Source organism: Streptomyces sp. CC228A (assembly GCF_021390935.1).
Classification (GTDB): domain Bacteria; phylum Actinomycetota; class Actinomycetes; order Streptomycetales; family Streptomycetaceae; genus Streptomyces.
The window spans coordinates 185,115-210,477 of record NZ_JAJPUI010000006.1; the positions used below are offsets into that span (position 1 = coordinate 185,115).

At 75.5% G+C, this 25,363-nt stretch carries 20 protein-coding genes and 1 pseudogene; 8 read left to right on the plus strand and 13 right to left on the minus strand.

Features of this window, described 5'->3' with window-relative positions; genetic code table 11:
- Window positions 1-4: 4 nt before the first annotated feature.
- Window positions 5-1,378, minus strand: coding sequence for a TrkH family potassium uptake protein (locus tag L6E17_RS18635; protein ID WP_236241885.1), 1,374 nt, complete (start codon window positions 1,376-1,378; stop codon window positions 5-7).
- A 420-nt stretch (window positions 1,379-1,798) separates the two neighbouring features.
- On the opposite strand from L6E17_RS18635, the gene L6E17_RS18640 reads away from it, so the two are divergent.
- The 4 genes from L6E17_RS18640 (at window position 1,799) to L6E17_RS18655 (ending at window position 7,781) form a co-directional block, all read left to right on the plus strand.
- The gene (locus tag L6E17_RS18640; protein WP_236241886.1) at window positions 1,799-2,269 is read left to right on the plus strand and encodes a cation:proton antiporter regulatory subunit; all 471 of its coding nucleotides are present in this window, start codon (window positions 1,799-1,801) and stop codon (window positions 2,267-2,269) included.
- A 3-nt stretch (window positions 2,270-2,272) separates the two neighbouring features.
- Window positions 2,273-3,529, plus strand: coding sequence for a cation:proton antiporter (locus L6E17_RS18645; protein ID WP_236241887.1), 1,257 nt, complete (start codon window positions 2,273-2,275; stop codon window positions 3,527-3,529).
- Between the two features lie 165 nt (window positions 3,530-3,694).
- The gene (locus L6E17_RS18650; RefSeq protein WP_236241888.1) at window positions 3,695-6,250 is read left to right on the plus strand and encodes a sensor histidine kinase KdpD; all 2,556 of its coding nucleotides are present in this window, start codon (window positions 3,695-3,697) and stop codon (window positions 6,248-6,250) included.
- A 769-nt stretch (window positions 6,251-7,019) separates the two neighbouring features.
- Window positions 7,020-7,781: a hypothetical protein gene (locus L6E17_RS18655; protein WP_236241889.1), complete on the plus strand. Its 762-nt coding sequence runs from the start codon at window positions 7,020-7,022 to the stop codon at window positions 7,779-7,781.
- 369 nt (window positions 7,782-8,150) lie between these two features.
- Here L6E17_RS18655 and L6E17_RS18660 read toward each other — a convergent pair whose 3' ends face one another.
- Complete coding sequence (locus tag L6E17_RS18660; RefSeq protein WP_236241890.1) at window positions 8,151-8,558, minus strand: MerR family transcriptional regulator; 408 nt, start codon at window positions 8,556-8,558, stop codon at window positions 8,151-8,153.
- Window positions 8,559-8,927: 369 nt separating this feature from the next.
- Between L6E17_RS18660 and L6E17_RS18665 the strand changes: the two genes are divergently transcribed.
- A complete protein-coding gene (locus L6E17_RS18665) occupies window positions 8,928-10,439 on the plus strand; it encodes a SulP family inorganic anion transporter (protein ID WP_236241891.1) in 1,512 nt (503 codons plus the stop codon).
- A gap of 296 nt (window positions 10,440-10,735) precedes the next feature.
- Here the strand turns inward: L6E17_RS18665 and L6E17_RS18670 are convergent, their stop codons facing one another.
- Both L6E17_RS18670 and L6E17_RS18675 read right to left on the minus strand, forming a co-directional pair.
- A complete protein-coding gene (locus tag L6E17_RS18670) occupies window positions 10,736-11,230 on the minus strand; it encodes a GNAT family N-acetyltransferase (RefSeq protein ID WP_236241892.1) in 495 nt (164 codons plus the stop codon).
- Window positions 11,227-11,598 carry a helix-turn-helix transcriptional regulator gene (locus tag L6E17_RS18675; RefSeq protein WP_236241893.1) on the minus strand — a complete coding sequence of 124 codons (372 nt, stop codon included), beginning with the start codon at window positions 11,596-11,598 and terminating at the stop codon, window positions 11,227-11,229. The genes L6E17_RS18670 and L6E17_RS18675 overlap by 4 nt, the downstream gene beginning before the upstream one ends.
- 414 nt (window positions 11,599-12,012) lie before the next feature.
- On the opposite strand from L6E17_RS18675, the pseudogene L6E17_RS18680 reads away from it, so the two are divergent.
- Window positions 12,013-13,206: pseudogene (locus L6E17_RS18680) on the plus strand (cation:proton antiporter); the annotation flags it as partial.
- Window positions 13,207-14,487: 1,281 nt separating this feature from the next.
- On the opposite strand, the gene L6E17_RS18690 reads toward L6E17_RS18680, so the two are convergent.
- From L6E17_RS18690 to L6E17_RS18710, 5 genes are all read right to left on the minus strand, one after another.
- Complete coding sequence (locus L6E17_RS18690; protein WP_236241894.1) at window positions 14,488-14,889, minus strand: hypothetical protein; 402 nt, start codon at window positions 14,887-14,889, stop codon at window positions 14,488-14,490.
- A gap of 1,004 nt (window positions 14,890-15,893) precedes the next feature.
- On the minus strand, window positions 15,894-17,237 hold the full coding sequence (locus L6E17_RS18695; RefSeq protein WP_236241895.1) for a DUF2254 domain-containing protein: 1,344 nt from the start codon (window positions 17,235-17,237) through the stop codon (window positions 15,894-15,896).
- Window positions 17,238-17,471: 234 nt separating this feature from the next.
- On the minus strand, window positions 17,472-17,840 hold the full coding sequence (locus tag L6E17_RS18700; RefSeq protein ID WP_236241896.1) for a luciferase family protein: 369 nt from the start codon (window positions 17,838-17,840) through the stop codon (window positions 17,472-17,474).
- 469 nt (window positions 17,841-18,309) lie between these two features.
- Complete coding sequence (locus L6E17_RS18705; RefSeq protein WP_236241897.1) at window positions 18,310-18,762, minus strand: archease; 453 nt, start codon at window positions 18,760-18,762, stop codon at window positions 18,310-18,312.
- 1 nt (window position 18,763) lies between these two features.
- Window positions 18,764-19,216, minus strand: coding sequence for a YbhB/YbcL family Raf kinase inhibitor-like protein (locus L6E17_RS18710; protein ID WP_236241898.1), 453 nt, complete (start codon window positions 19,214-19,216; stop codon window positions 18,764-18,766).
- Between the two features lie 522 nt (window positions 19,217-19,738).
- Here L6E17_RS18710 and L6E17_RS18715 point away from each other — a divergent pair.
- On the plus strand, window positions 19,739-19,969 hold the full coding sequence (locus L6E17_RS18715; RefSeq protein WP_236241899.1) for a hypothetical protein: 231 nt from the start codon (window positions 19,739-19,741) through the stop codon (window positions 19,967-19,969).
- A gap of 577 nt (window positions 19,970-20,546) precedes the next feature.
- Here L6E17_RS18715 and L6E17_RS18720 read toward each other — a convergent pair.
- Both L6E17_RS18720 and L6E17_RS31055 read right to left on the minus strand, forming a co-directional pair.
- Window positions 20,547-21,656: an SIS domain-containing protein gene (locus L6E17_RS18720; protein ID WP_236241900.1), complete on the minus strand. Its 1,110-nt coding sequence runs from the start codon at window positions 21,654-21,656 to the stop codon at window positions 20,547-20,549.
- 179 nt (window positions 21,657-21,835) lie between these two features.
- Window positions 21,836-23,032 carry an RICIN domain-containing protein gene (locus L6E17_RS31055; protein WP_308315900.1) on the minus strand — a complete coding sequence of 399 codons (1,197 nt, stop codon included), beginning with the start codon at window positions 23,030-23,032 and terminating at the stop codon, window positions 21,836-21,838.
- Between the two features lie 114 nt (window positions 23,033-23,146).
- Here L6E17_RS31055 and L6E17_RS18735 point away from each other — a divergent pair, with 114 nt between their 5' ends.
- The gene (locus tag L6E17_RS18735) at window positions 23,147-23,512 is read left to right on the plus strand and encodes a PH domain-containing protein (protein ID WP_236241902.1); all 366 of its coding nucleotides are present in this window, start codon (window positions 23,147-23,149) and stop codon (window positions 23,510-23,512) included.
- Window positions 23,513-23,665: 153 nt separating this feature from the next.
- Here L6E17_RS18735 and L6E17_RS18740 read toward each other — a convergent pair whose 3' ends face one another.
- A complete protein-coding gene (locus L6E17_RS18740; RefSeq protein WP_236241903.1) occupies window positions 23,666-23,926 on the minus strand; it encodes a hypothetical protein in 261 nt (86 codons plus the stop codon).
- Between the two features lie 630 nt (window positions 23,927-24,556).
- On the minus strand, window positions 24,557-25,252 hold the full coding sequence (locus tag L6E17_RS18745; protein ID WP_236241904.1) for an ester cyclase: 696 nt from the start codon (window positions 25,250-25,252) through the stop codon (window positions 24,557-24,559).
- Window positions 25,253-25,363: the final 111 nt, after the last annotated feature.

Below are 25,363 nucleotides of genomic sequence, written 5' to 3' on the forward strand. Positions count from 1 at the left end.
GGCGTCAGCCGATGATGGGGCGCTCCTCCGGCAGCTCGTAGCGGCGGGTGCGCTCGCGCAGGGCGAGGGCGGAGACCAGCGTGACGGGGCCGAGGCGGCCCACGAACATCAGGAGGATGGCGATCAGCTGGCCCGGCACCGGCAGCTGCGCGCTGACGCCCGCGGACAGCCCGTTCACGCCGAACGCCGACACCGCTTCGAACAGCACCACCTCGAACGGCGCCTTCACCACCGTCATGAGGGCCAGGGCCGCGGCGATGACGAAACCGACGCCGAGCAGGGCCACGGTGAGGGCCTGGCGCAGGGCGTGCGGGGCGAGGCGGCGGCCCATGATCGTGGAGTTGGGCTCGCCGCGCACCTCGGCGAGCATCGCGGCGGCCAGCACCGCGAAGGTGGTGACCTTGATGCCGCCCGCCGTGCCCGCGCTGCCGCCGCCGATGAACATCAGCGCGCAGGTCATCAGCAGCGTCGCGTTCTCCAGCGCGCCGATGTCGATGGCGTTGAAGCCGCCGCTGCGGGTCATGACGGAGTGCACGAAGCCGTTGAGCAGCTTGTCCTCCCAGCTGAACCGGCCGAGCGTACCGGGGTTCCCCCATTCCAGGAGGCAGGTCAGCACGGTACCGGTCGCCAGCAGGCCCGCCGCCGTGACGACGGTGAGCTTGGTGTGCAGCGACCAGCCGCGCCGTCCGGCCGTGCGCCGCCGGGTGCGGTGCCGCAGCAGTTCGAGCAGGACGGGGAAGCCGATGCCGCCCAGCACCACGGCCACCGCTATGGGCAGCGTCACCAGCGGGTCCGTGGCGTAGCGGGTGAGGCTGTCCGGCTGGAGGGCGAAGCCGGCGTTGTTGAACGCCGACACGGAGTGGAAGAAGCCGTGGTAGACGGCGTCACCGATCGGCATGGCGTAGCCGAACCGGAAGCGCAGCGCCAGCACCGCCCAGACGGCCAGCTCGACGGCGGCCGTCGTCCCGGCGACCCCGAGCAGCACCCGCCGCACGTCGCCGATGGCCAGGCTCTTGGTCTCCGCCGCCGCCGTCAGCTGCATGCGCAGCCGCAGCTTCCCGGACACCAGCAGCGCGAGCAGCGACGCCATGGTCATGATCCCGAAGCCGCCCACCTGGATCAGCGCCAGGATCACGCCCTGGCCGAAACCACTCCAGTACGTGCCCGTGTCCACCACGGTGAGGCCGGTGACGCACACCGCGGAGGTGGCGGTGAACAGCGCCGGCACCAGGCCGGTCGCGCCGGAGTCGGCGGACGACACGGGCAGGGTCAGCAGGAGCGTGCCGCCGAGGATGACGGCGGCGAAGGACACGACGGTCGTCCGGGCCGGGTGCGTGGTGAACAGCGTCTGCCACAGCCTCGCCGCGCTTCCTGCCACTGCTCGCTCCCGGCCTTCCCCGCTGGTCCGGGGCTGGCCCGGTTCCTCGTCGTGCCGGTGGTCGCCCGCCGGCCGTGTCGACAGCACGTCCTCGGCCCGGGGTCCGGCGGGTCGTCACCCTACCGTCCGCGTCTCCCGCCGCCGCCGAAGCCTTCACCTGGCGGCGCGCGCGTGGCGGGCGGGCGGGACGGCGGGCGGGGGCGGTGGAGGCGGTTCCCGGCACACGGCCGGGGGCGGTGGAGGCGGTTCCCGACATACGGCCGGGGGCGGTGGAGGCGGTTCCCGGCACACGGCCGGGGTTCTGCGGCTAATACCCTGGTTTGTCCGCCAAGTAAAGTAATCGCCAAGGCGTCACCCGTACGCGGGACGCCTCGCTCGTGTGTCGCGCCATCGAGGAGAGTCGCTGTGCCCGTTCCGCGTATGAGCAGTACGCCGTTGCCCGGGATCGGGGTCCGCTACGACCTCACCACCCGCGAGGACCGCCGGCTGTCGGTGGTCGCGCAGCGCGACGGTACGCGGGTGCTCAACGCCTACCACCGGGACGACCCCGACGCCTGCGCCCTGTCCGTGCGGCTGACGGCGGGGGAGACGGAGGCGCTGATCGACGCCCTGATGCCCGCGCACCACAGCCCCACCCTGCTGTCCACCACCGACCTGGGGCTGGTCGCCGAGCGCATCGAGCTCACCGCGGCCTCGCACTGGAACGGGCGGCTGCTCGGGGAGACCCGCATGCGCACCGAGACCGGCGTGTCGATCGTCGCCGTCCTGCGCAGAGCCGACGCCATCCCCGCGCCGGGGCCGGACTTCCGTCTGGCAGGCGGCGACACCCTCATCGTCATCGGCACCCGCGAAGGCGCCGACGCCGCCGCCGCGATCCTCGGAAGGGAGTGATGAGTGCACTCGTCCGCCGTCTTCCTCATTGAGTTCGGTGCCATCATCCTCGGCCTCGGCCTGCTGGGCCGGATCGCCGGACGGCTGAAGTTCTCCCCGATACCCCTCTACCTCCTGGCCGGCCTCGCCTTCGGCACGGGCGGCCTGCTGCCGCTCGGCGCGAGCGAGGAGTTCGTGGCGATCGGCGCGGAGATCGGCGTCATCCTCCTGCTGCTGATGCTGGGCCTGGAGTACACCGCCACCGACCTCGTCACCAACCTCAAGACGCAGTACCCCGCCGGCCTCGTCGACGCCGCCCTCAACGCCCTGCCCGGCGCCGCCATGGCCCTGCTGCTCGGGTGGGGCCCGGTCGCCGCCGTCGTCCTCGCGGGGGTCACCTGGATCTCCTCCTCCGGCGTCATCGCCAAGGTCCTCGGCGACCTCGGCCGCCTCGGCAACCGCGAGACGCCCATCGTGCTGAGCATCCTGGTCCTCGAAGACCTCGCCATGGCGGTCTACCTGCCGATCCTCACCGCCCTGGTGGCCGGGGTGAGTCTGGCCGCAGGCAGCGTCACGCTGGCCATCGCGCTCGGTGTCGCCGGGCTGGTGCTGTTCCTCGCCGTCCGCTACGGCAGGGTCATCTCCCGCTTCGTCTCCAGCGACGACCCCGAGAAGCTCCTGCTGGTCGTGCTGGGCCTGACCCTGCTGGTCGCGGGCATCGCGCAGCAGCTCCAGGTGTCCGCCGCGGTCGGCGCGTTCCTCGTCGGCATCGCCCTGTCCGGCGAGGTCGCCGAAGGCGCCCACAACCTGCTCAGCCCGCTGCGGGACCTCTTCGCCGCCGTCTTCTTCGTCTTCTTCGGCCTCCACACCGACCCCGCCAGCATCCCGCCCGTCCTCCTGCCCGCTCTCGCCCTGGCCCTGGTCACCGCCGCCACGAAGATCGCCACCGGCTACTGGGCCGCCAAGCGGGCCGGGATCTCCCGCAAGGGCCGCTGGCGCGCGGGCGGCACCCTCGTGGCGCGCGGCGAGTTCTCCATCGTCATCGCCGGGCTCGCCGTCACCGCCGGCATCGAACCGGCGCTCGGCCCGCTGGCCACGGCGTACGTCCTCATCCTCGTCGTCCTCGGCCCGCTCACCGCCCGCTACACCGAGCCGGTCGCCACCCGGCTCACCGGCCGGTTCACCCGCGGCAGCCGGAACGCCCCCATGGAGATGGTGTCCGTGCCGCCGCCCGAGGAGATGCTCGACCCGGTGGAGGACGGCACGGCGGGCCGCGCCTGACCCCGCCGCAGCCTGCTCCCCCGGCGCGGCCCGCCGTGACAGCGTGTGGGGCAGCTCACTCGGCGGCGGGTCCGGGGGGACTCAGCGCACACTGGAGGGCGACACCCCGGCCGGACGAGCCGGACGAGCAGGACGAGCAGGACCGGAACGGACGGGCGGACGACCATGGGACGCGGCACGCTACGCATCTACCTGGGCGCGGCTCCGGGCGTCGGCAAGACGTACGCGATGCTGTCCGAGGCGCACCGCCGGGTGGAGCGCGGCACGGACTGCGTCGTCGCCTTCGTCGAGCACCACGGCCGGCCCCGCACCGAGGCGCTGCTGCACGGGCTGGAGCAGGTGCCGCACCAGGAGGTCGCCGACGGCGCCGGCGCCGGCACGGCTTCCGAGATGGACGTGGATGCGGTGCTGGCGCGGTGTCCTGCGGTCGCGCTCGTGGACGAGCTCGCGCACACGAACGTCCCCGGCTCCCGCAATGCCAAGCGGTGGCAGGACGTGGAGGAACTCCTCGCCGCCGGTATCGATGTCATCTCCACGGTGAACATCCAGCACCTGGAGTCGCTGGGGGACCTGGTCGCGTCGATCACCGGCGTCCGGCCGCAGGAGACCGTCCCGGACGAACTGGTCCGGCGCGCCGACCAGATCGAGCTGGTCGACATGTCCCCGCAGGCGCTGCGCCGGCGTATGGCGCACGGCAACATCTACCGGCCGGAGAAGATCGACGCCGCCCTGTCGAACTACTTCCGCCCCGGCAACCTCACCGCGCTGCGGGAGCTGGCGCTGCTGTGGGTGGCGGACCGGGTCGACGCGTACCTCCAGCAGTACCGCAAGGACCATCAGGTCTCCAAGATCTGGGGCTCCCGGGAGCGGATCGTCGTCGGGCTGACCGGCGGCCCCGAGGGGCGCACGCTGATCCGGCGGGCCGCGCGGCTGGCGGAGAAGGGGGCGGGCGGGGAGGTCCTGGCCGTCTATGTCGCCCGCAGCGACGGCCTGTGCTCGGCGTCCCCGAAGGAGCTGGCCGTGCAGCGGACCCTGGTGGAGGACCTGGGCGGGACGTTCCACCATGTGATCGGCGACGACGTGCCGTCGTCGCTGCTGGAGTTCGCGCGGGGCGTCAACGCCACGCAGATCGTGCTGGGCGCCAGCCGCCGCAAGCCCTGGCAGTACGTCTTCGGGCCCGGCGTCAGCGCGACCGTCACCCGCAACTCCGACACCGACCTGGACGTCCACATCGTCACCCATGACGCGGTGGGCAAGGGCCGGGGACTGCCCGCGGCCCGGGGCGCGCGGCTCACCCGCCACCGCGTCGTCGCCGGATGGCTGGTCGCCGGGATCGGCCCGTTCCTGCTGACCTGGCTGCTGACGCTGGCGGGCGACGGGCCGGGCATCGCCAACGAGATGCTGCTGTTCCTGGGCTTGACCGTCGCCGCGGCGCTGATCGGCGGGCTGTGGCCGGCGCTGGTCTCGGCGACGGCGGGCTCGCTGCTGCTGCACTGGTTCTTCACGCCGCCCTTCCACACCTGGGCCATCGCCCATCCCGAGAACATCGTCACGATCGTGGTGTTCTTCGCGGTCGCCGTGTCCGTCGCCTCCGTGGTGGGCCTCGCCGCGCGCCGGACGCAGCAGGCGGCCCGGCTGCGGGCCGAGTCGCAGACGCTGTCACTCCTGGCGGGCAGCGTGCTGCGGGGGGAGACCACGCTGGACGCGCTGCTGGAACGGGTCCGCGAGACGTTCCAGATGGACTCGGTGGCGCTGCTGGAGCGGGCGGGCGACGGCGGGCCGTGGACGTGCGCGGGCCGGGTGGGCTCCGACAGCGCCCACCCGCAGCGGCCGGAGGACGCCGACGTCGACATGCCCGTCGGCGACCACCTGGCCCTGGCCCTCACCGGCCGCGTGCTGCCGGCCGAGGACCGGCGGGTGCTCGGCGCGTTCGCCGCGCAGGCGGCCGTCGTCCTGGACCGGCAGCGGCTGGTCGGCGAGGCGGAAGTGGCCCGCAAGCTCGCCGAGGGCAACAAGATCCGCACAGCCCTGCTCGCAGCGGTGAGCCACGACCTGCGCACCCCCCTCGCCGCCATCAAGGCAGCCGTCACCTCACTGCGCTCCGACGACGTCGAATGGTCGCAGGAGGACAAGGCGGAACTGCTCGCCGCGATCGAGGAAGGCGCCGACCGGCTCGACCACCTCGTGGGCAACCTGCTCGACATGTCCCGCCTCCAGACCGGCACCGTCACACCCCTGCTGCGGGAGACCGACCTGGACGAAGTCGTCCCGATGGCCCTCGGCGGCGTGCCCGAGGGCAGCGTCGAACTGGACATCCCCGAAAGCCTGCCCATGATCGAAGTCGACCGGGGCCTGCTGGAACGCGCCGTCGCCAACATCGTGGAGAACGCCGTCAAGTACAGCCCGCCCGGCATCCCCGTCATCGTCGCGGCCAGCACCCTCGGCGACCGCGTGGAACTACGGGTCGTCGACCGCGGCCGCGGCATCCCCGACGAGGCCAAGGAACACGTCTTCGCCCCCTTCCAGCGCTACGGCGACGCCCCGCGCGGCGCCGGCGTCGGCCTCGGCCTCGCCGTCGCCCGCGGCTTCGCCGAAGCCATGGGCGGCACCCTCACCGCCGAAGACACCCCCGGCGGCGGCCTCACCATGGTCCTCGCCCTCCCCAAAGCCCCCGGCCACCCACCCACACCCCCACAACTCCCCGCAGCAGCAACCACCTGACACCACCCCCCGGCCGGCGTCCGGGCCCTCCTCCCGCCGACCGCCGCGGGGCCGGGACCGCGGGCCATGCCGGGGCGGGGGACGTACCAGGGCGGGGGACGCGAGCCGTACCGGGGCGGCGGACGTACCAGGGCGGGGGACGCGAGCCGTACCGGGGCGGCGGACGTACCAGGGCGGGGGACGCGAGCCGTACCGGGGCGGGGGCGCGGGCCGTACCGAAGGCACCGACAGGCACGAGGGGCGGAGACGCGGGCCGTACCGGGGAAGCGAGGCGCTTGCCGTCGCGGGGCAGGGCGTGGGCTCCGGTCGCCGCCGGAGGGTTCGGGGCTGTCGCGGGGAGCGGCCGCAGGAGCCGCGGCGGCCGCAGGGGTCGCGGCGGCCGTAGCGGGGGCCCGGCCGCCGAGGCAGGCGCACGGCTGCCGGCGACACTGCGGGGAAGCCCCGCTGAACAGCATCCCCCCATCTCCGGAACTCTGCGCCACCGGAACACCCACCGGGGCCCAATCGGCTTACGCCACACGCCAATTCACGCCACGGAACCCTCGCGCTGGGTTAGTTTGGGACCGTCGGACGCGTCCCGCGGCCGTCCCGCCCCGGGCCACTCGGGCGGGCCCGCCGCCGCCGACGCACCGAGGCGGCCGCGCGTGCCGCCCCCGCGGGGTCGGTGTCCGCCCTGACACACCCCGGCCTCGCGGGTCCGCCGCCGGCGCCACGGTCCGGACAGGTGGACGACTCGACAGGAGCGGCCGCCCGCCGCAAGGAGACGCCCATGCCTTCCCCCGACCCCTCCGCTCCCGCCCGGCCGCCCGCTCCCCGGGCGGAAGCCGACCTCGACACCCTGGTCTCGGCCGCCGTACGGCTGGTGGCGGAGCTCCCCGCACGGCGCCCCGTCGTCGGTGTGCTGGGCGGGCCGCAGCACCTCGAACAGGACCGCCCCGCGGCCGTGGCCGACGCGCTCGACAACCGAGGCATCAGGACCCTGCAGTGCGGTCCCGTACCGGCGGCCGGCAGGCGCCACCGGAGTCCCGGGGACGCGCCCGCGCCCGCCGTGCACCTTCTCCTGCACGCGGGCGGCTCCCCCGCCGAGCCCGCGCTGCGGACCGCCGCCCTGTGGGGGCTGCCGATCCTCACCGCGCGCCCCGGCCCCGGCGGCGGCGCGCCCACCGCGCCCGCAGGGCCGTACGGCCACCGGCGTCCCGTGATCGGCATCCGGCTGCCGGGCGGGGGCGTCGACCTGGCCGTGCGGCAGGCCGCCGTCGCCTGCCTGCGGCCGCACTCCGGTCCTGCGCACCTCCTCCTGGACAACGAGAAGGTGACCTCGCCGGCCCACCGCGAGCTGTGCATCCGCCTGACACCGGACGGCCTCCTGCACGTGGACGGCGCCTTCGCCGCGCGCCGCGTGAGCCGCGTGCGCTACGCCCGCCCGTGGGGGCCGCACCGCCTGGACATCGACGGCACACCGACGCACGAGGTGCGCACCCCGCTGAAGTTCGAGGCCCTACCGGGGCGCCTGCACGTCTTCCACCCGTGAGGCCGCGCCCACGGCACCACGGGCGGCAGACCCCGGCACACCGCCACCGGCCCGCCTGCGTACGGCAGCACCAGCCGCCACACACACCGGGACGCACCGCCGCCGACAGCACCCCCCACCGCAGGGACGCACCCGCCACACCGAGGAGGCGAAGCCGTCCCGGAGCACACCCGGCACCGCACGAGTACGAGCCATACCGCATCGCATCGCACCGCCCCGGACCGAAACCGCACCGGACGCACCCCGCCGCCGGCACCCGCCACCGCAGGGACGCACCCGCCGCCCCAAGGAGGCGCAGCGCGGGCCCGGCCCAGAAGGCCTCCGCCACCGGCGCGAGGCCGCACCGCGCACAACCGGCCGCGCGGCCGGTCAGCGGGCTTCGCTGAGCTTGCGGTGCAGGGTGGCGGCGAAGTCCTCCGCGGCCATCAGCTGGGCGCGCAGCTTCTCGCACCGCGCCTCCGCGACCTTCTGGTATGCGTCCAGGCGCTCCCGCAGCCGCCGGCGCTCGTCCTCGGCCGGCGGGTCGTCGGTCGCGGAGATCCGGTCGACGATGCCCAGCAGCTCCCGCATCTCCTCCAGCGAGAAGCCCAGCGGCTTCATCCGCCGGACGACCATGAGCCGCTCCACGTCGGACTCCGTGTAGAGCCGGAAGCCGCCCTTGCTGCGCGCGGAGGGTGTGACGACACCCACGTCCTCGTAGTGGCGGATCGTGCGGAGCGACAGACCGGTCCTCTCGGCCACCTCACCGATCTGCATCTGCCGCGCCTGGTCCGCCATCGCCTGCCTTCTCCGTCCCACCGTGCACGCCGCGACGGGCGGCGCCACCCCAGACACGTGCCTGGGATCACAGCCCCGACGTGCTGTTTACCTGTACTTCACAAGCCGCAAGTCGCACTCTGCCCTCACGTCAGGGTAGAGTCATCCGTGTCCGCCACCCGTGTGGCCCCGATCGGTCCGTACCCGGGCGGCGACCCAAGGCTTCCGGGCAATGATGCCCGACCGGCGGTCTCCGACCGCCACCCCACCGGCATGGCCCCCGTCGCGGCCGGGCCGCCGGAGACTCCCCTCGGCAGAGGAGTCGCGTACGAAGCGCGCCTGCGTCCAGCGGTACGACGGACGTCTGCGCCCGGAACAAGAAACGGTTGCATGTCCTCACCGCTCGCTGCTGCGCCCACGCCCTCCAAGCCGTCCAAGCTGTCCAAACCCGACTGGCTCGCCTCCCCCAAGGTCTTCCGCACCGAGGTCCTCGCCGGCCTCGTCGTCGCCCTGGCGCTGATCCCCGAGGCGATCTCGTTCTCGATCATCGCCGGTGTCGACCCGGCCGTGGGCCTCTTCGCCTCCTTCACCATGGCCGTGGTCATCTCCGTCGTGGGCGGCCGCAAGGCGATGATCTCCGCCGCCACCGGCGCGATAGCGCTGGTCATCGCCCCGCTGAACCACGAGTACGGCCTCGGCTACCTGATCGCGGCCGTCATCCTCGGCGGCCTGATGCAGATCGCCCTCGGCGCGCTCGGCGTCGCCAAGCTCATGCGGTTCATCCCGCGCTCCGTGATGGTCGGCTTCGTCAACGCCCTCGCGATCCTGATCTTCATGGCCCAGGTGCCGGAGATGCAGGACGTGCCGTGGGTCGTCTACCCGCTGATCCTCGGCGGCCTGCTGATGATGGTCTTCTTCCCGAAGCTCACCACCGCCATCCCGGCGCCGCTGGTGTCCATCGTCATCCTCACCGTCATCACCGTCGGCGCCGGCCTCGCCGTGCCGACCGTCGGCGACAAGGGCGAACTGCCCTCGTCCCTGCCGGTGCCGGGCCTGCCGGACGTGCCGTTCACGATGGACACCCTGACCACCATCGCCCCGTACGCCTTCGCGTTCGCGCTGGTCGGCCTGATGGAGTCGCTGATGACGGCGAAGCTGGTCGACGACATCACCGACACCCACTCCAACAAGACCCGCGAGTCCCTCGGCCAGGGCATCGCCAACGTGGTCACCGGCTTCTTCGGCGGCATGGGCGGCTGCGCGATGATCGGCCAGACCATGATCAACGTGAAGGTCTCGGGCGCCCGCACCCGCCTGTCGACGTTCCTCGCCGGCGCCTTCCTGATGGTGCTGTGCGTGGTCTTCGGGCCGGTCGTCTCCGACATCCCCATGGCCGCGCTCGTCGCCGTCATGATCATGGTGTCGGTGGCCACCTTCGACTGGCACTCCATCCAGCCGAAGACCCTCAAGCGGATGCCGCTGGGCGAGACGACCGTCATGGTCGCCACCGTCGCCGTCGTCGTCGCCACCCACAACCTCGCCATCGGCGTCATCGTCGGCTCGATCACCGCCATGATCGTCTTCGCCAAGCGCGTGGCGCACATGGCCGAGGTCACCGGTGTCGTCGACCCCGACGGCAACCAGGTCGTCTACGCGGTCACCGGGGAGCTGTTCTTCGCCTCCTCCAACGACCTCGTCTACCAGTTCGACTACAAGGACGACCCGGACGACGTCGTCATCGACCTGTCCGACGCCCACATCTGGGACGCCTCCTCCGTCGCCGCCCTCGACGCGATAGAGACGAAGTACGCCCAGCGCGGCAAGAAGGTCACCATCATCGGCCTGAACAAGCCCAGCGCCGACATGCACGGCAAGCTCGCGGGACAGCTCACCAGCCACTGACCCGCACCGCGCACGGAACGACCGCCCCCGGCCTGCCGGAAGGCGGTCGTTCCCGCCGAGCCGTACCGATCACGCCCTGACCAGCCGCGGAACGAGCCGCCACCCCGTCGGCACGTCCCGTCGGGGGCGGCCTGCGCCCCGCCGCCGCACGGCCCGGGCGGCGAACCGGCGGCCCGGGCGGCGGCGGACCGGCCGCCAGGTGGCGGCGGTGCCCGCCGCGTACCGCGGGCCGGGGCGAGGCGGGGCGGACGCCGGGCGCGGGCCGGACTCCCGCCGGCCGGGCCCCGGTGCGGCGGTCAGGTCACGGCGGCGCTGCGGCGTTCCAGGAGTACCACGTCCCGCCACACGCCGTGGTGGCGGCCGATGCGCTCGCGGGTGCCGACGACCCGGAAGCCCGCGCGTGCGTGGACGGCGAGACTGGCCGCGTTCTCGGGGAAGATGCCGGCCTGCACGGTCCAGGCGCCCGCCGCGTCCGCGGCCGCCAGGAGCGCCGCCAGCAGGGCCGAGGCGACGCCGCGGCCCCGGGCGTCGGGCCGGACGTACACGGAGTGCTCCAGCACCCCGGCGTAGGCGGAGCGGTCGGAGACCCTGCCGGCCGCGATCCAGCCGAGGACGGTGCCGCGCTCGTCGACGGCGGCGAAGCGGTACGCGGGCGGCTTCGCGCGGTCGAACGCCTCCCATGTCGGGGCGGTGGTCTCGAAGGTGGCGTCGCCCTCGTCGATGCCCGCCTGGTAGATCGTCAGGACCTGAGCGGCGTGCTCGGCGGTCAGCGGGACGATGCGCGCGGTCACGAGCCCGCCGCGGCGGAGGTCAGCAGGCGGCCCATGGCGGCGAGCACAGGGGGCTCGACCCGGTAGTACACCCAGGTCCCACGCCGCTCGGAGGCCAGCAGCCCGGCCTCCCTGAGCTTCTTCAGGTGGTGGGAGACGGTCGGCTGGGAGACGCCCACGTCGGAGATGTCGCAGACGCACGCCTCGCCGCTCTCGTGCGAGGCGACCAGGGAGAAGAGCCGCAGGCGCACCGGGTCGCCGAGCGCCTTGAACATCCTGGCCGTGCGCTCGGCCTCGTCCGCGGTCAGCGGCCGCTCCGTGAGGGGCGGGCAGCAGGGCGCGGCGCCGGCCGCGGGCTCCGACAGCGGCAGCAGCTTCGTACGGGACATGACCCCATATTGACATGAGTCGAACCAGCAGGGCAGGGCACAAGGAGGTCCCTGGTGAGGCGCAGGGCGCTTCGACGAGCCGGAGCCCGCCCCCGAGGCCGGCGGCCGCTGCACCGCCGGGCCGGCCGCCGGGCCGGAGATCGGCGGGCCTCCCGCCGGGCCCCGCGGCCGCGGACGGACGACCCGCGGCGGCGGACCGCCGACTCCGCCACCGCGCGGAGACGGCCCGGGACAGCCGTGCGCGGTCCGGGCGCCGGGCGGGCCCGCCACCGTGCCGCGGCAGCCGAGGACGAGCAGCGCGGTCGGCCGCCGGGCGCGGGCCGCCGAGGGCGCCCGCCCCACCCCGGCGCCCTGCGCCGAGCCCCTCCGAGTGTCTGATTTGCCCCCATTGGCGCAGCTCACTTAGATGCCGGTATGTCACAGTCGGGGACGCTTCTGCTGATCATGGCCATCGCGGTGCTCGCGCCCCTGCTGGCCCGTACGGCGAACCGGCGGCTCCCGGTCCCCCTGGTCATCTTCGAGATCCTGCTCGGTGTCTTCGTCGGACCCGACGTCCTCGGCTGGGCGTCCGCGCACGGCGAGGCGATCGACGTGCTGTCCGACCTCGGGCTCGCCATGCTGATCTTCCTGGCCGGGTACGAGATCGACTTCGCCGCCGTGCGCGGCGGCACCCTGCGCCGCTCGCTCGGCGCCTGGGCGGTCTCGCTCGCGGTCGGGCTCGGCATCGCGTACGCCCTGGCGGGCGGCCGGGCGACGGCGTGCTTCGTGATCGGAACGGCGCTCACCAGCACCGCCCTGGGCACGGTCCTGCCCATCCTGCGCGACTCCGGGGACCTGCGCGGCCCGTTCGGCACGGCGGTGCTGGCCTTCGGCGCGGTGGGCGAGTTCGGGCCGGTGATCGCCATGGCGGTGCTGCTCAGCGGACGCCGCCCGGGGCAGGCGGCGCTGCTCCTGCTGGCGTTCGCCGCGGTCACGGCCGCCGCCGTGTGGTGGGCGGCGCGGCCCCGCCGCCCGTGGTTCCCCGAGATGGTCGAGCGGACCCTGCACACCAGCGGGCAGTTCGCCGTCCGGTTCGTGATGCTGGTGCTCGCCGCCATGCTGGGGCTCTCCCGCGTCTTCGGGCTGGACATCCTGCTCGGCGCCTTCGCCGCGGGCGTGCTCACCCGCCTGGTGCTGCGCGGCGCCGACCCGGCGAGCCGCGGCGAGGTGCTGGCCCGCGTCGAGGCGATCGGCTTCGGCTTCCTCGTACCGGTCTTCTTCGTCGTCACCGGCATCGAGTTCGACCTCGACGCCCTGCTGGACGACGGCCGCCCCCTGCTGCTGGTGCCCGCCTTCCTCGCCCTGTTCCTCGTGGTGCGGGGGCTGCCGCTGTACGTGCTCGCCCCGCCCGGGTTCGGCCGCCGCGACCGCGCGGCGCTCATGCTGTACGGCTCGACGTGCCTGCCCCTCGTGGTCGCCCTCACCACCATCGGACTGGACGACCGGGCCATCACCACCGGGGAGGCCGCGGCCCTCGTCGGCGCCGCCATGGTGTCCGTGCTCGCCTTCCCCCTGGCCGCGCTCGGACTCCGCCCCGCCGCGCGGGGCGACGCCTCCCCGACCGGCGCCCGCCGCCGGGCCGGGAGTCCTCGGAGTCCTGGTGACACGCACGGCCCGGCGGGGGCGCGTACGGCCCCGAGGGGGCGTGCACGGCGCTGCGGCAGCACGTACGGCCCCGGCCACCGGGCAGGCGGCGTCCAGCCACGCCGCGGGCATCCGGCGCCCCGCGCCGCCGCGCGAGGGACGATGGAAGCGGCGGGCGCCGCCGCCCACCGGCCGCGGGGCCGCACCCGCCGCGCACGCCGCCCCCGCCTCGGGACCCGGGACCATCGGGAGGCACCGGGGGACGCCGGGCCGCCCCGGTCCGCGGACCGGGCACCGGCCCTTACCGCCGCGCAGACGACGAGGAGGCTCCGAGTGGACGGATCCGACGTACGGGGGCCAGGGGATCGCCCCGCGGGCAAGGCCCGCTTCGACGACATCTACGACCGGCCCGACCCCCGCGCCTACTTCGCCCGGCTGGCACCGCTCGGCTACGAGATCCCCCAGCACGCCCAGGCCGTCTTCCGCCGCACCGCCGCGGAGCGGGCCGCCCTGCCCGACGGCGCCCCCGGGCGCCCCGCCGTGCTGGACCTGTGCTGCTCGTACGGCATCAACGCGGCGCTGCTGAACCACGACGTCACCCTGGCCGAGCTGTACGCCCACTACACCGCGCCCGCTGCCGCCGAGCTCACCACCGAGGAACTGGCCGCCCGCGACAGGGAGTTCTACGCCCGGCGCCGCCGCCCGGACGCCCACCCCGTCATCGGGCTTGACATCGCCGGGAGAGCCGTCGGCTACGCCCGGGCGGTCGGCCTGCTCGACGCGGGCTTCACCGACAACCTGGAAGCGGGTCCGCCCGGCACCGCGTTGAGCGCCGCACTGGCCGGCGTCGGGCTGATCACCCTCACCGGTGGCGGCAGCTACGTCACCCGGCGGACGTTCGGCGCGCTGCTGTCCCGCACCCTGCGCCACCCGGTGTGGGTGAGCGCTTTCGTGCTGCGCACCGTGCCGTACGCGGCGGTCGCCGAGACCCTCGCCGCCCACGGGCTGCGCACCGCCTCCGACGACACGCGCACCTACCCGCAGCGCGCCTTCACGGACGCCGCCGAGCAGGAGTTCGCGGTGGCGGCGGTGCGGGCCCTCGGAGCGGACCCCGCGGGCCGGGAGGCGGCCGGCTGCTTCCACACGGTGCTGTACGAATCCCGCGAACCGGGCCCGGCACGCGGCACGTCCTGACGGCCCCGGGCGCCACACCTGCCGGGCTCGCCCACCAGGCATCCTCCGGCCGACGTGCGGGGCGCCTGCCGCCTACACGCGGTGCAGGGCCACCTTGCGGGCCAGGGGGCGCTGGTCGGTGTGGCCGCAGAGCCACGCCAGCGCGTCGTGGGCCCCGAGGACGTAGTCGCGGAGGTCGGCCGGGCTGGCCGGGTCGTCGAGCCGCACGGTCGCCGCGTCCACCTCGGCGGTCAACGTGTACAGGTCGGGCACCGCGCCCCCGCGGGCCCCCGTGACGGGGCCTCTCTCGCCGTATGCCAGGGCCCAGTCCAAGGCATCCCGCATGCCTGCGGCGAGGTGGGCGCGGCGCCCTCCGACGGTTCGGCCGGCGGACCCGGCCGCGGCCTCGTACACCGACCGGACCTCTGTCCGGAGGCGGACGCCGACGGGGGTTTCGTCCTCCTGTTCCCTCGCCCTGCTGCGCAGCGCGCACATGCCGGTTCTCCTTCCCGTGATCGACCGGCACGCAGGACACGGGCGGGCCCGGCCCTTCGTCCTCTCCGGGACGGTGGAGCAGGCTCCGGACCCCGCCGTCCTGCTTCCAGGCTGTTCGGGTTCCCCGCCTTCCCCTCGCCCATGCGGGGCCGCCGCCTCCGGAGGCCGCGGCCGCGCGGCTACGGGGAGGGCGGCGCGGTGGTCCGGCCGCCCGGCGCGGCGTGCAGCGCGGCGACCAGCTGCGCCACGCTGGGCGCGCCCTCCGCGTGGCCGTCGGCGCCGCGGTAGGTGCGGCTCGCGAGGCCGGTGGGCTGGGCGCGTCACCGGGCGGGGCGAAGGGATCGCGGCCGTCGACGAGCAGGGTCGGCGAGCCGTGCATGCCGAGCCGGGCGGCCTCCGCCTCGTTCCTGACCGTGTCGACCACGACGTCCCGGGCCGGCGCCTCGGGCAGGGCCCGGCCGAGCCGGTACAGGAGCAGCGGCAGGTTCGGGCAGTCCGGCACGGCGAGTACGCGCAGTTCCATGGCCGCCTCCTCGGCACGGGCCCGATCCTGGCCTGATGCCGTCCAGCGTAGATCTCCTCCACAGGGTGTGGACAGGCGCGGCGGCACGGCCGGGGCAGCGGGGCGCGTTTTTCCGGCGGGCGGCAGCCACTCCCCCAGGATGACGGAGCCACCCCTTCCGGGCGGGCGGGCGACTCCTTCCGGAGGGCGAAGCCACCCCTTCCGGTCGGGCGGAGCGACTCCTTCGGGCCGGTCGGCAGCCACTCCCTCACTGCGGGCGGGCGGCAGCCACTCCCTCACTGCGGGCGGGCGGCAGCCACTCCCTCACTGCGGGCGGGCGGCAGCCACTCCCTCGCTGCGGGCGGAAGCCGCTTCTCCACGCCGGGTGGCAGCCGCCCCTCCCCGGCGGATGGGTGGGAGCCGCCGCCTCCCGACACGGAGGGGGCACCCGAGGCGCGGCGGGCGGGTCAGCGAACCCCGCGCCCGAGGTGCGGCGGGCGGGTCAGCCGACCCCGCGGCGGTCCGGGGTGAGCGAGTGGTGGCGGGCGGCGGCGGCCGGGGTGGCGGCGTGCACGGCGCGCTCCAGGCGGGCCCGCTGCCGGTCCAGGGGCTCGCGGCGGGACGGGTCCGGTCCCACGGCGGGTTCCAGGGCGTCGAGGAGCGCCGCGACGCGCCGCGTCACCTGCGGGGCCCCCGCGCCGTAGAGGAGGACCTCGGTCAGCGCCAGGTCCACCAGCTCCGCCCAGGTGGGACCGTCCTCGACGAGCCGTACGGCACCGGCCGCGTCGGTGTGGGCGTGGCGGCCCAGGGGGTGCCGGGCCAACCGGGCGAGGAGTACCTCGATGCGGTCCAGGGCCTGCACCGCGGTGGTCGGGTCGTTCACCGCGGGCGACAGGGCGCGGACCGCGATGTCGACGAGCTGCCGCAGCCCGTAGCCGACGTCCTGCTCCATGGTCCGCTCACCGCCCACCTCCACCGCCCGGCGCAGCCGCCGGGCCAGGTCCGGGCGGGGCGTACCGGTGCCGTGCACCTCGAACAGCGGCGCACCGGAGGCGAGGTACTCGCCGATGCGCGGGAGCAGGCGCAGCGTCACGCCGTCCTCCCTCGCCGTCTCCACGAGCGCCTCGATGTCGGCGACCTGGAGCACGCCCGGCGGGCCCGCGAGCCTGACAAGGCAGACGGGTGTGCCGACGGCGGCGGCGGGCTCGCGCGGCGCGGGGCCGCCCGGCGGGGCCGCGAGCATCCACAGCGCCTCCTTCGCCACCCGGTCCATCACGTGCGTCACCCGCATCATGCGGATGGTGGCGTGGACGTACACGACGAACAGCACCAGGCTGATGACGACCAGGGTCATGGCGAGCGACGAGCCGACGTACGGGACGACCGCCAGTTCGGGGTCGTCGGTCGCGGTGTACTCCTTCTGCAGGCGCAGCGTGTAGAGGAACGTGCAGAGGAACACCGCCAGCGTCACCTTGGCGACCCAGCTCTCCACGTACAGGCGCAGCACGCGCGGCGAGAGCTGCCCGGCCGCCATCTGGAGGGCCACCAGGGTGATGGAGAAGACCACGCCGATGAAGGTCAGCATGGCCGAGCTCATGGTCCCCATGGCGATCTTCGCGGCGGCGCCGAAGTCCTCGGCCACCCGGAAGTACCACAGGTCCTGGAGGTCGACGGAGCCCCAGCGGGCGTTCAGCTCGTAGATCAGCTCGTCGGTCCACACGGCGAGGGACGCGCTGACCCAGCCGACGGCGATGCCGAGCAGCGGGACGATCAGGAACGACTCCCGCAGCCGCTTGCGCAGCCGGGGGCAGCGCCCCCTGCGGCGCCGCAGCGCGTGGTCCGCCATGGCTCCCCACGGTCGGCGGTCCGCACCGCCCCCGCAACCGCGGTGGCCCGGACGGGGGCCGGACGGCTCCGCCCGGGCACCACGCCGGTCACCGCGCCGGTCACCGCGCCGAGGGAGCTGTACGGCGGCAGGCGGAGGGCCGGGGGCGGCGGAGGGCGGGGGCGAAGACCGAAGGGCGGGGGCAGAACGGCGCGTAACCGCCGTGCCCCACTCGGTCAGCGCCCGGACCGCGGGTCACGGCCTCCGGTGGCGGGAGCAGGGGGGCGTCGCCGCCGGGCAGTCGTCGCGGGCGTGCGTGCGGCAGGCCGCGAGGGCCGCGCTGACCAGGGTGGCCAGCAGGTCGATGTCGGACCCGGTCTCCAGCCGGACGGTGACCCAGCCGGTAGCCGGGCACAGCCGCAGGGCGGTGGACCTGCGCAGGGCGGGGCCGAGGCGGGCAAGGAGCGGGCGGGTCAGGTGGACGTCCGCTTCGTTGTCACCGTGGAAGTGGACGATCTCCGTCTCCCCTGCGCACAGGCAGTGCGCCGCTCCGCACGGGGCGGGACCGCAGGACAGCGCCGACCAGCAGGCCAGGCGGTCCCTCGCGTCCATGGCCAGGTTCATGGGGGCCAGCCTGCCCCAAACCGAGTCGTCCGCCCAGAGTGCGGGAGCAAGGACCGGACAGTCCCCGGCGCACGGCACCGGCCCGAGCGCCCCCGCGCCCCCGCACCCGGCCCGACGCCCCAGGGCCTTCCACGCCTGGCCCCACGGGCCTCCCGCATGGCCGCACCTGGGCCTCCCGCACCAGGCCCCGAACCGCCCGCCGCCGCACCCGTACCCGTACCGCCCGCACCCGCACACGCGAGTCCGGCACCCCGCACCCGTACACCGAGTCCGGCACCCCGCACCCGTGCCCACGCCAGCAGGGCATCCGCACCCCGTGCCCGTGCCCACGCCGACACGGCCTCCCACACCCGTACCGAGCTTCCGGCGCCCGCAGCGGCGCCGGGCCTCCGGCTCCGCGCCCGGCGATGAGCCACCGCACGGCCGGCTCCCCGACGGCGGGCGCCGCGCCGCACCGCGCCGGGCACGGTCAGGTCGCCATCGTCACCCCGCAGGTCCAGCCGTACGGGCCGCGCCCCATGTGCAGGTCGCTCCACGACACCGAGGTCGGCGCGGTACCGGTCAACGGGACCGCGGCGGCGTCCGCCACCGCCAGCCGGACGTCCACGTCGCCGTTCGTGGCCTCCACTTCCACGTCCACCGGCACCTCGCCGTCCGCGTCGAAGCGGGACACGACCTCCTCCAGGAGCGTCGCCAGGAGGTCCTCGTCGCTCTCCTCCGGCACCCGCACCCGCCGCACCGCGCGCGCGTGCGCCGCGGACACGTCGGCGAAGCAGTCGACCCAGCCCAGCACGGCCTCCCCCAGGCACTGCTCCCTGGTCTCGCCCCACGCCTCGATCCGCACGTCCCCGGGGTGCGGAAGCGTCCTGTGCCCGGCTGCCTCGTCCCGGAACCGGCCGGGCTCGGGCGGTTCGGCGGCCATGTCAGCGCCGGTAGACGCCGACCAGCGTCCCGCTGGCGAGCTGCCGGGGCTCCACGGCCTCGTGCACCTGCTCCGCCGTCGGGGCGTCGGGCAGCACGCACGGCTCCCCGAGAGCGTAGAGGCGGAAGAAGTAGCGGTGCGCCTCGTCGCCGGGCGGCGGGTGCGGGCCGTCCCAGCGGCGCTGGCCGAAGCCGTTGACGAGTGCCGTGCCGCCCGGCGGCACGCTCCCCGTCTCCGCCCCGCTGCTGTGCGGGTCGATGCCGACGACCACCCAGTGCACGAAGACGCCCGACGGGGCGTCCGGGTCCTCGCAGAGCAGCACGAGCTCCGACGCGTCGTCCGGGACACCGGACCAGGACAGCGGGGGCGACACGTCGTCCCCCTCCAGTGCGTACCGCCGCGCGATCGGCGCGTGGTCGTCGAACGCGGCGCTCATGAGTTCGATACCGGCCATGTCGCCCGGGGTACCCCTGCCACCCGGCGCCATGCCTCCCCGCCGGCGCCCGCGCGGGGGTCCGGTGCGGCCGGAGTCTCCCCGCCGTCGCGCCCCCGCGGTAGTGCCTCTCGGTGCCGACCGCACCCCCTGCCGCGCCGGACAGAAAATTTGTTCCTTTCAGGGTGTTTGCCACCGGTTGGGAGGGTTATCCTATGAGTAGGCCTACGGGACGAGCGAGGGAGCTTGACCGGCGTAGCCGACTCTCGTCGAAGCGCAGCGGCTTCGGCTGGGGCCGACGTCGACGGTCGGGCTGAGAGGCCGGAAGGTCGGAAGACCAGAAGGCGACCCCCAGCACCTGATCCGGGCAATGCCGGCGCAGGGAGCCCGCCCCGTAGGTCGCCTCACGCCCCCGCCACCGGGGGCTTTTTCGCGTGCGCCGGGACGCCGCGCGTGCTCCGGCGGCCGTGTCCTGCCGGGCACCGCCGCGGTTGACAAGGACGGGACACGAACCGCCTGTCCCGCACGCCGCCTGGAGGTCCCATGCACCGCACCGCCGCCCTCGTCGCCGTTTCCGCCGCCGCCCTCGCCGCGGCCGCCGCGCCCGCCGCCCAGGCGGCCGCGCCCGCCGGGGCGGCACCGCTGTCCGAGGTGAGCGGGGCGCTCGGCGGCGCCGGTGAACTGGGCAGCGGTATCGGCGCCACGGGCCTCGCGGGTGCCACCACGTACGCCGGCGGGCTCGCGAGCCTGGCCGGCCCCGTCGGCATGCAGTAGCCCGCGGTCGCCGCCGTTCCGGAGCCGCCGTTCCGGAGCCGCCGCCCCGCCGCCGACCCGGCACCTCCGGCCGCCGGGGCCGCCCCGGCCGCCCAGCGCACCCGGCAGCCCTACAACCCCGCCGCACCCGCCACCCCTGGCCGCCCGGCACCCCGGCCCATCCGGCACCTCCGGCCGCCGGGGCCGCCCCGGCCGCCCAGCGCACCCGACAGCCCTACAACCCCGCCGCATCCGCCACCCCTGGCCGCCCGGCAGCCGGCCCATCCAACGCCCCCGGCCGCCCGGCCGCCCCGACGCGTCCGGTGCCTCCGCCGGCCTCCGCCCCCGCCTGCCGCCCCGTCCGCTGCCTCCGGCGGTCGCCGTACCCCGCGCCGGTCGCACGGTCCGCGCGGCCGCGTCGCCCGGGTCCGGCTGAGCGGGCCGTCCCCGCGCGGCCCGCCGCGCGGCTCCGCGGCGGCGGGAAGACCGCCCTCGGGGCGCGCCACCGACGGCGGCGCGGCCCGCGCCCGCAGGGACCGCGTGCCGGCCGGGCCGCGTGGGCCGTCCAGGGCACCGCACCGCGTCGGCGTGAGTCCCTTCAGCCGCGGGGCGGTGCCGACCGCAGCCGGGACGGGCCGCGCTCGGCGGCGCCGGCCAGCACGACCGAACGGGTCAGGCCCCGCGGGCGGTCCGGGTCGAGTCCCCGCTGCTGGGCGAGCGCGACGGCGAGGCGTTGCGCCCGCACCAGGTCCGCGAGCGGGTCCATGCCCTCCCCGGCGCCGCCTCCCGGCCGCCGGCGGCCCCGCGCACCCCGGCCGGCGACGGCCCCCGGCTCGACGCCCCCGTCCGCACCGGCGCCACCACCGGAACCCGCAGGTGGCGGCCCCGCGTCCGCCGGGGCGCTCCCCGCCTCGCCGACGGCCCCCGCGCCCGGACCCCGGCCCCCGTCGGCCCCCGAACCGGCCACCAGCAACGCACCCGTCCCGGCCACCTGTTCGGCCAGTCCGGCGGGCGGCGGCCCGAAGAACCACACCGCGCTGTCCGGGCCGGTGACGCTGACCGGCCCGTGGCGGTACTCCATCGCCGGGTACGACTCCGTCCAGACGCCCGCCGCCTCCCGCAGCTTGAGGGCCGCCTCGTGTGCGAGCCCGACGGTCCAGCCGGTCCCCAGGAACGTGAACTGGTGTGCTTCCAGGGCCCCTTCGGGCAGCGGGGCCCGCACGGCGTGCTCGGCCTGCTCCACGAGGTCCGCGGGGAGCAGGCCGACGGAGGCCCGCAGCAGGACGAGGGCGCTCGTGGCGAACCGCGTCTGCACGACGGACCGCTCGTCGGCGAAGGACAGGTCCACCACCGCGTCGGCGGCCTCCCCGACCGGCGCGCCCGGGTCGCCCGTCACGGCCGCGGTCGGCGTGCCGGGTGCCACGCGCCGCAGTGCACCGAGGACCTCGGTCGTGGTGCCGGACCGGGTGAGGGCGACGACCCGGTCGTAGGGGCGGGCAGCCGGGAACTCGGACGCGGCGAACGCGTCGGTCTCGCCCAGCCCGGCCGCCTCCCGCAGCGCCGCGTAGGACTGTGCGACGTACAGCGACGTGCCGCAGCCGACCACGGCGACCCGCTCGCCGCGCTCGGGCAGCCCGTCCGCGCGCGTCTCCCGCGCCCGCCGCCAGCACGCCGGCTGATCCGCGATCTCCTGCTCGACATGACTCACGGCGGCTCCTGGCGGTCGAGGCGGTCGCGCGATCGAAGGTGATCTGTTTATAGGCGAACCACTCAACTCCGAGCAACAGCCCGGACAAACCGGGGAGTCGTCCGTACGGGCCCCTCGGCGCTGCCGCCCCGTCACGCCCCGCCTCGGGGCCGAGGCCCCGCCCACTCGGCGGCCGGCCCTCAGGCGACCGCCTCCAGGGACCACGCCTGCGGGGCGGCCGGGTCGGGCTGCTGAAGCTGCAGGGGCGCGCCGTTGTCGGGGCCCGACGCGCCGAGGACCAGGCCCGTGCCCTGGAGGGCGAGGGTGTGCAGGCTGCCGCCGGCCGGGGCGGTCGGCTGCCAGCGCTGGGCGATGTTGTCGGGCGCGCAGGGCCGCTGCACGACCGCGCTGCCGGGGGTGCGCGGGTCGGCGCCCGCGAGGCACAGCCCGGAGTGGGCGGCGTGGATCTGCACATGGCCGTCCCCCAGGTCGCTGACCAGCCACTGCTGGTTGGGTCCGCCGTGCCGGTCCCAGAGGATGACGGGCGCCCCGTCGGCCACGGAGGCCTCCTGCACGTCGAGGGCCCGGCCGGCGGTGGGGTGCACGAGCAGGAAGCGGCCGCTGGGGACGGGTGGCGCGGTGGTCGGGGTGGGGCTGGGGCCGGGGCTTTCGGCCGGGCTCTCCGAGGGGCTGGGAGAGGCGGCCGCGGGGGCTGTGGAGGCGGTCGGTGTCGTCGCGGCGGCGACCGCCGCGCCCCGGGCGGGCTCTTCCGTGTCGCCGCCCATGACGCTCAGGATGCCGCCGATGGCCAGGCCGGCCGCGGCGCAGGCCGCGAGCGCCGCCCACGGCAGGGAGCCGCGCGAGCGCCGCTGCTGCGCCCGTGCGGCCCGGCGCGCTCCCGGCGGCCGTCCGGACGCACCGGCGGCGGCGCCGCGGGCGCCCCGTCCCCGCTGCCGTGCCGTGCGCCGCCGTGGGGCGCGGGTCCGGCGGCGTACGCGTCCCCCGGTACGGGCTTTCGGGGTACGGACTGCCGGAGTGGGGGACATGGGCCTGCGGGTCGCCGCCGTACGGGGCAGGGGCGTGCGGGACAGGGGGTGCGGTCCGGTGCCGTGGGGGCTGGTGCCGTAAGCGCCGCCGCCCCGGGGCCCGTTGCCGTAGGAGCCCTCGCCGTGGACCGCGCCGCCGTACGGCCCGCCGCCGTAGGAGCCGTCAGCGGGGCCGCCGCCGTACGGGTCGTCCACGACGGGCGGCAGCGTCCGCGTCGCGTCCGGCGGCCCGGCGGCCGCCACGGGAGGCAGGACGCTGGTGGCCTCCGGGTCCCCCGCCGCGGGCGGCAGCAGCGTGGTGGCGTCCGGGTCCCAGAACTGCGGGTCTTCTCCGTGTGGTGGGTGGTTCACCCGTACGCCCCCGTCCTTCCGCGACCGATCCGCCGCGTGCCGCCGTCCGTCCCGTCACGCCCACGCGAAGGTACAGTGCGACGATCGTACGTATCGATGGGCGGGGGGCTTCTCATGGCACTGTTCGGCAACGCGCACACCGTCGACCCGGCGAGCGCACAGCAGGAGTACGCCCGGCTCCTCGGCCAGGGCGAGCGCGTACAGGCCGCGTACCTGCTGATCCGGGACACGATCCTGTTCACCGACCGGCGGTTGATCCTGGTCGACAAGCAGGGCATCACCGGCAAGAAGGTGGAGTACCACTCCATCCCCTACCGCAGCATCACGCACTTCGCGGTGGAGACCGCCGGCACGTTCGACCTGGACGCCGAGCTGAAGATCTGGATCTCCGGCAGCCAGACGCCGGTGCAGAAGACCTTCACGAAGGGCGTCGACATCTACGAGGTGCAGGCGATCCTCACGCAGTTCGTGGCCCGCTGAGCCCCCGCGGGGACGGCTCCTCCCGGTCGGAGACGCCGTCCAGGGTGCGGGTGAGCCCCGGCCCGGCGTCGTCGTCCTCCGCCGTCAGGGCGTCGCACGGGACGCCCGCCGCGGCGACGGCCGACGACCGCCGCGGGACGCGGTGGCGCGGGGTCAGCCGAGGGTCATGGCACGGGCCGAACTCACCGTCTCCGCGGTGCCGTAGGCCCGGGAGACGGTCATCACGACCCGCGCGACGACCCCGTCCCCGGGACGGAAGCCGTCCGGCACGTCGGTGGTGACGGTGTCCGTACGGGTGTGGGGCGCGCCGTCGCACAGCCCGGGCGCACGCACCCGCGCGACCGGGGAGGTGACCCCGCTCGTGCGGTCGGCCAGCCGGAGGGCGAAGGCCGCCGTGCCCGCGCCGCCGGGCACACGTAGGTGTACGTCACCCGGGCCGTACGACCCGCCTCGCCCGCGACGGCGCCCTGCACCCGCACGCCGTACGCGGCGGCGGCCTCGGCGGGCGCGGCCGGGGCCGCCGCGCCGACGGCCCCCGCAAGGGCGCACACCGCGGCGGCGCCCGCGAGCATCCGCCTCACTCGTCCGCGTACTCCTCGTTCCGGACGCAGCATGTCCCGTCCCTCCTGCTCGGTTTCCGGCTTTCGGCCGGAATGTACCGATGCGCGGAGTGCGGCGCGGCGCCGTGCGGGTCAGGCACCGGCCGCAGGCACCCGTTCGGCCCTACCGGTCCGCGGACCGGCAGTGGGAGGGCGCCGCCGGGGCTCGGAGCCGTGAGGGCGCGGAGCCATGAGGGCGCGGACGCCGGAAGCCGGGGCCCGCGAGCCGCGCACGTCCCGCGGAAGGGAAGCGGGGGAGGCGGGGGCGGTGCGGGAGCAGCGTGCGGGGCAGGGGGCGGGCCGGCGTCAGGCGGCCCCGGCGCGGGCCCCGGCCTCCGCGCGGCGGACGGCGGTCGGGGTGACCACGCGGCAGGGGCGCCGGTGGTGCGGCGCCCCTGCCCGGTGTCCGGCCCCGGTCCCGTACGGTCGGCGGCCGGGTCTCCTTTCAGGACTCCAGTGCGCCGATCTGCTCCATGAGCCCGAGCGCGTCCCAGTTCCACCAGCCCTCGGCGAGCTTGCCGTTCTCGCAGCGGAAGGTCACGTGCCCCGTGCCGCTGACGTCCCGGCCGGTGGCCTCGATGCCCTGGAACTCACCGACGTGGCTGCCCCGGAAGGTGAAGCCCGCGCACACCAGGTCGCCCTCGGCCACCACCCGGTCCAGGGTGATCCGGCCGCCGAACGCCTCCACGACCTCCCTGTTCTCCGCGATGGACTGGTCGAGGCCCAGGTCGTCGGAGGACAGGTTCGGGTCGTGCTCGCGGTATCCGTCCGCGCACAGCTGCCGGGCCGCCTCGAAGTCCTGGTTGTTCACCACCCGCTCGAAGAAGTCCCGCACGAGCGCCTTGTTCAGCTGCTCGTCACGCAGGACGTCGAGGTCCGTGAACTGTGGCTCCTCCTCGCAGAGCGACACCATCTCCTGGTAGAAGCGGTTCGTCTCCGGCAGGTTGGAGTTGCGCATCGCCTCCTCGTACGAGGGGAACTCGACGATCTCCACGACGTGCGTGGAGTCGGCGCGGTCCTTCCCGACGATGGAGTGGGTGGCCGTCCGCTTGCCGCGGCTCGCTTCGGCCCAGTTGTCCAGCACCTGGTTGAGCTCGTCGACCTGTCGGGTGCGGCAGTCGATGAGCTGGACGAACGCCATAAGACCCGCCTCCTGCATCCCGTGTTTCTCCGTCCCGACGTCTTCACCGTATGCCTGTTCGGGCCGGATGTCCTGGGCTGCGGGCCGGCCCCGGCGGCCGGGGGCCACCGG

Coding starts and splice junctions, on each gene's coding strand:
- L6E17_RS18640 (WP_236241886.1), top strand. CDS start 1,799: ATGAGCAGTACGCCGTTGCCCGGGATCGGGGTCCGCTACGACCTCACC.
- L6E17_RS18650 (WP_236241888.1), top strand. CDS start 3,695: ATGGGACGCGGCACGCTACGCATCTACCTGGGCGCGGCTCCGGGCGTC.
- L6E17_RS18655 (WP_236241889.1), top strand. CDS start 7,020: ATGCCTTCCCCCGACCCCTCCGCTCCCGCCCGGCCGCCCGCTCCCCGG.
- L6E17_RS18660 (WP_236241890.1), bottom strand. CDS start 8,558: ATGGCGGACCAGGCGCGGCAGATGCAGATCGGTGAGGTGGCCGAGAGG.
- L6E17_RS18665 (WP_236241891.1), top strand. CDS start 8,928: ATGTCCTCACCGCTCGCTGCTGCGCCCACGCCCTCCAAGCCGTCCAAG.
- L6E17_RS18675 (WP_236241893.1), bottom strand. CDS start 11,598: ATGTCCCGTACGAAGCTGCTGCCGCTGTCGGAGCCCGCGGCCGGCGCC.
- L6E17_RS18690 (WP_236241894.1), bottom strand. CDS start 14,889: ATGTGCGCGCTGCGCAGCAGGGCGAGGGAACAGGAGGACGAAACCCCC.
- L6E17_RS18695 (WP_236241895.1), bottom strand. CDS start 17,237: ATGGCGGACCACGCGCTGCGGCGCCGCAGGGGGCGCTGCCCCCGGCTG.
- L6E17_RS18700 (WP_236241896.1), bottom strand. CDS start 17,840: ATGAACCTGGCCATGGACGCGAGGGACCGCCTGGCCTGCTGGTCGGCG.
- L6E17_RS18705 (WP_236241897.1), bottom strand. CDS start 18,762: ATGGCCGCCGAACCGCCCGAGCCCGGCCGGTTCCGGGACGAGGCAGCC.
- L6E17_RS18710 (WP_236241898.1), bottom strand. CDS start 19,216: ATGGCCGGTATCGAACTCATGAGCGCCGCGTTCGACGACCACGCGCCG.
- L6E17_RS18715 (WP_236241899.1), top strand. CDS start 19,739: ATGCACCGCACCGCCGCCCTCGTCGCCGTTTCCGCCGCCGCCCTCGCC.
- L6E17_RS18735 (WP_236241902.1), top strand. CDS start 23,147: ATGGCACTGTTCGGCAACGCGCACACCGTCGACCCGGCGAGCGCACAG.
- L6E17_RS18745 (WP_236241904.1), bottom strand. CDS start 25,252: ATGGCGTTCGTCCAGCTCATCGACTGCCGCACCCGACAGGTCGACGAG.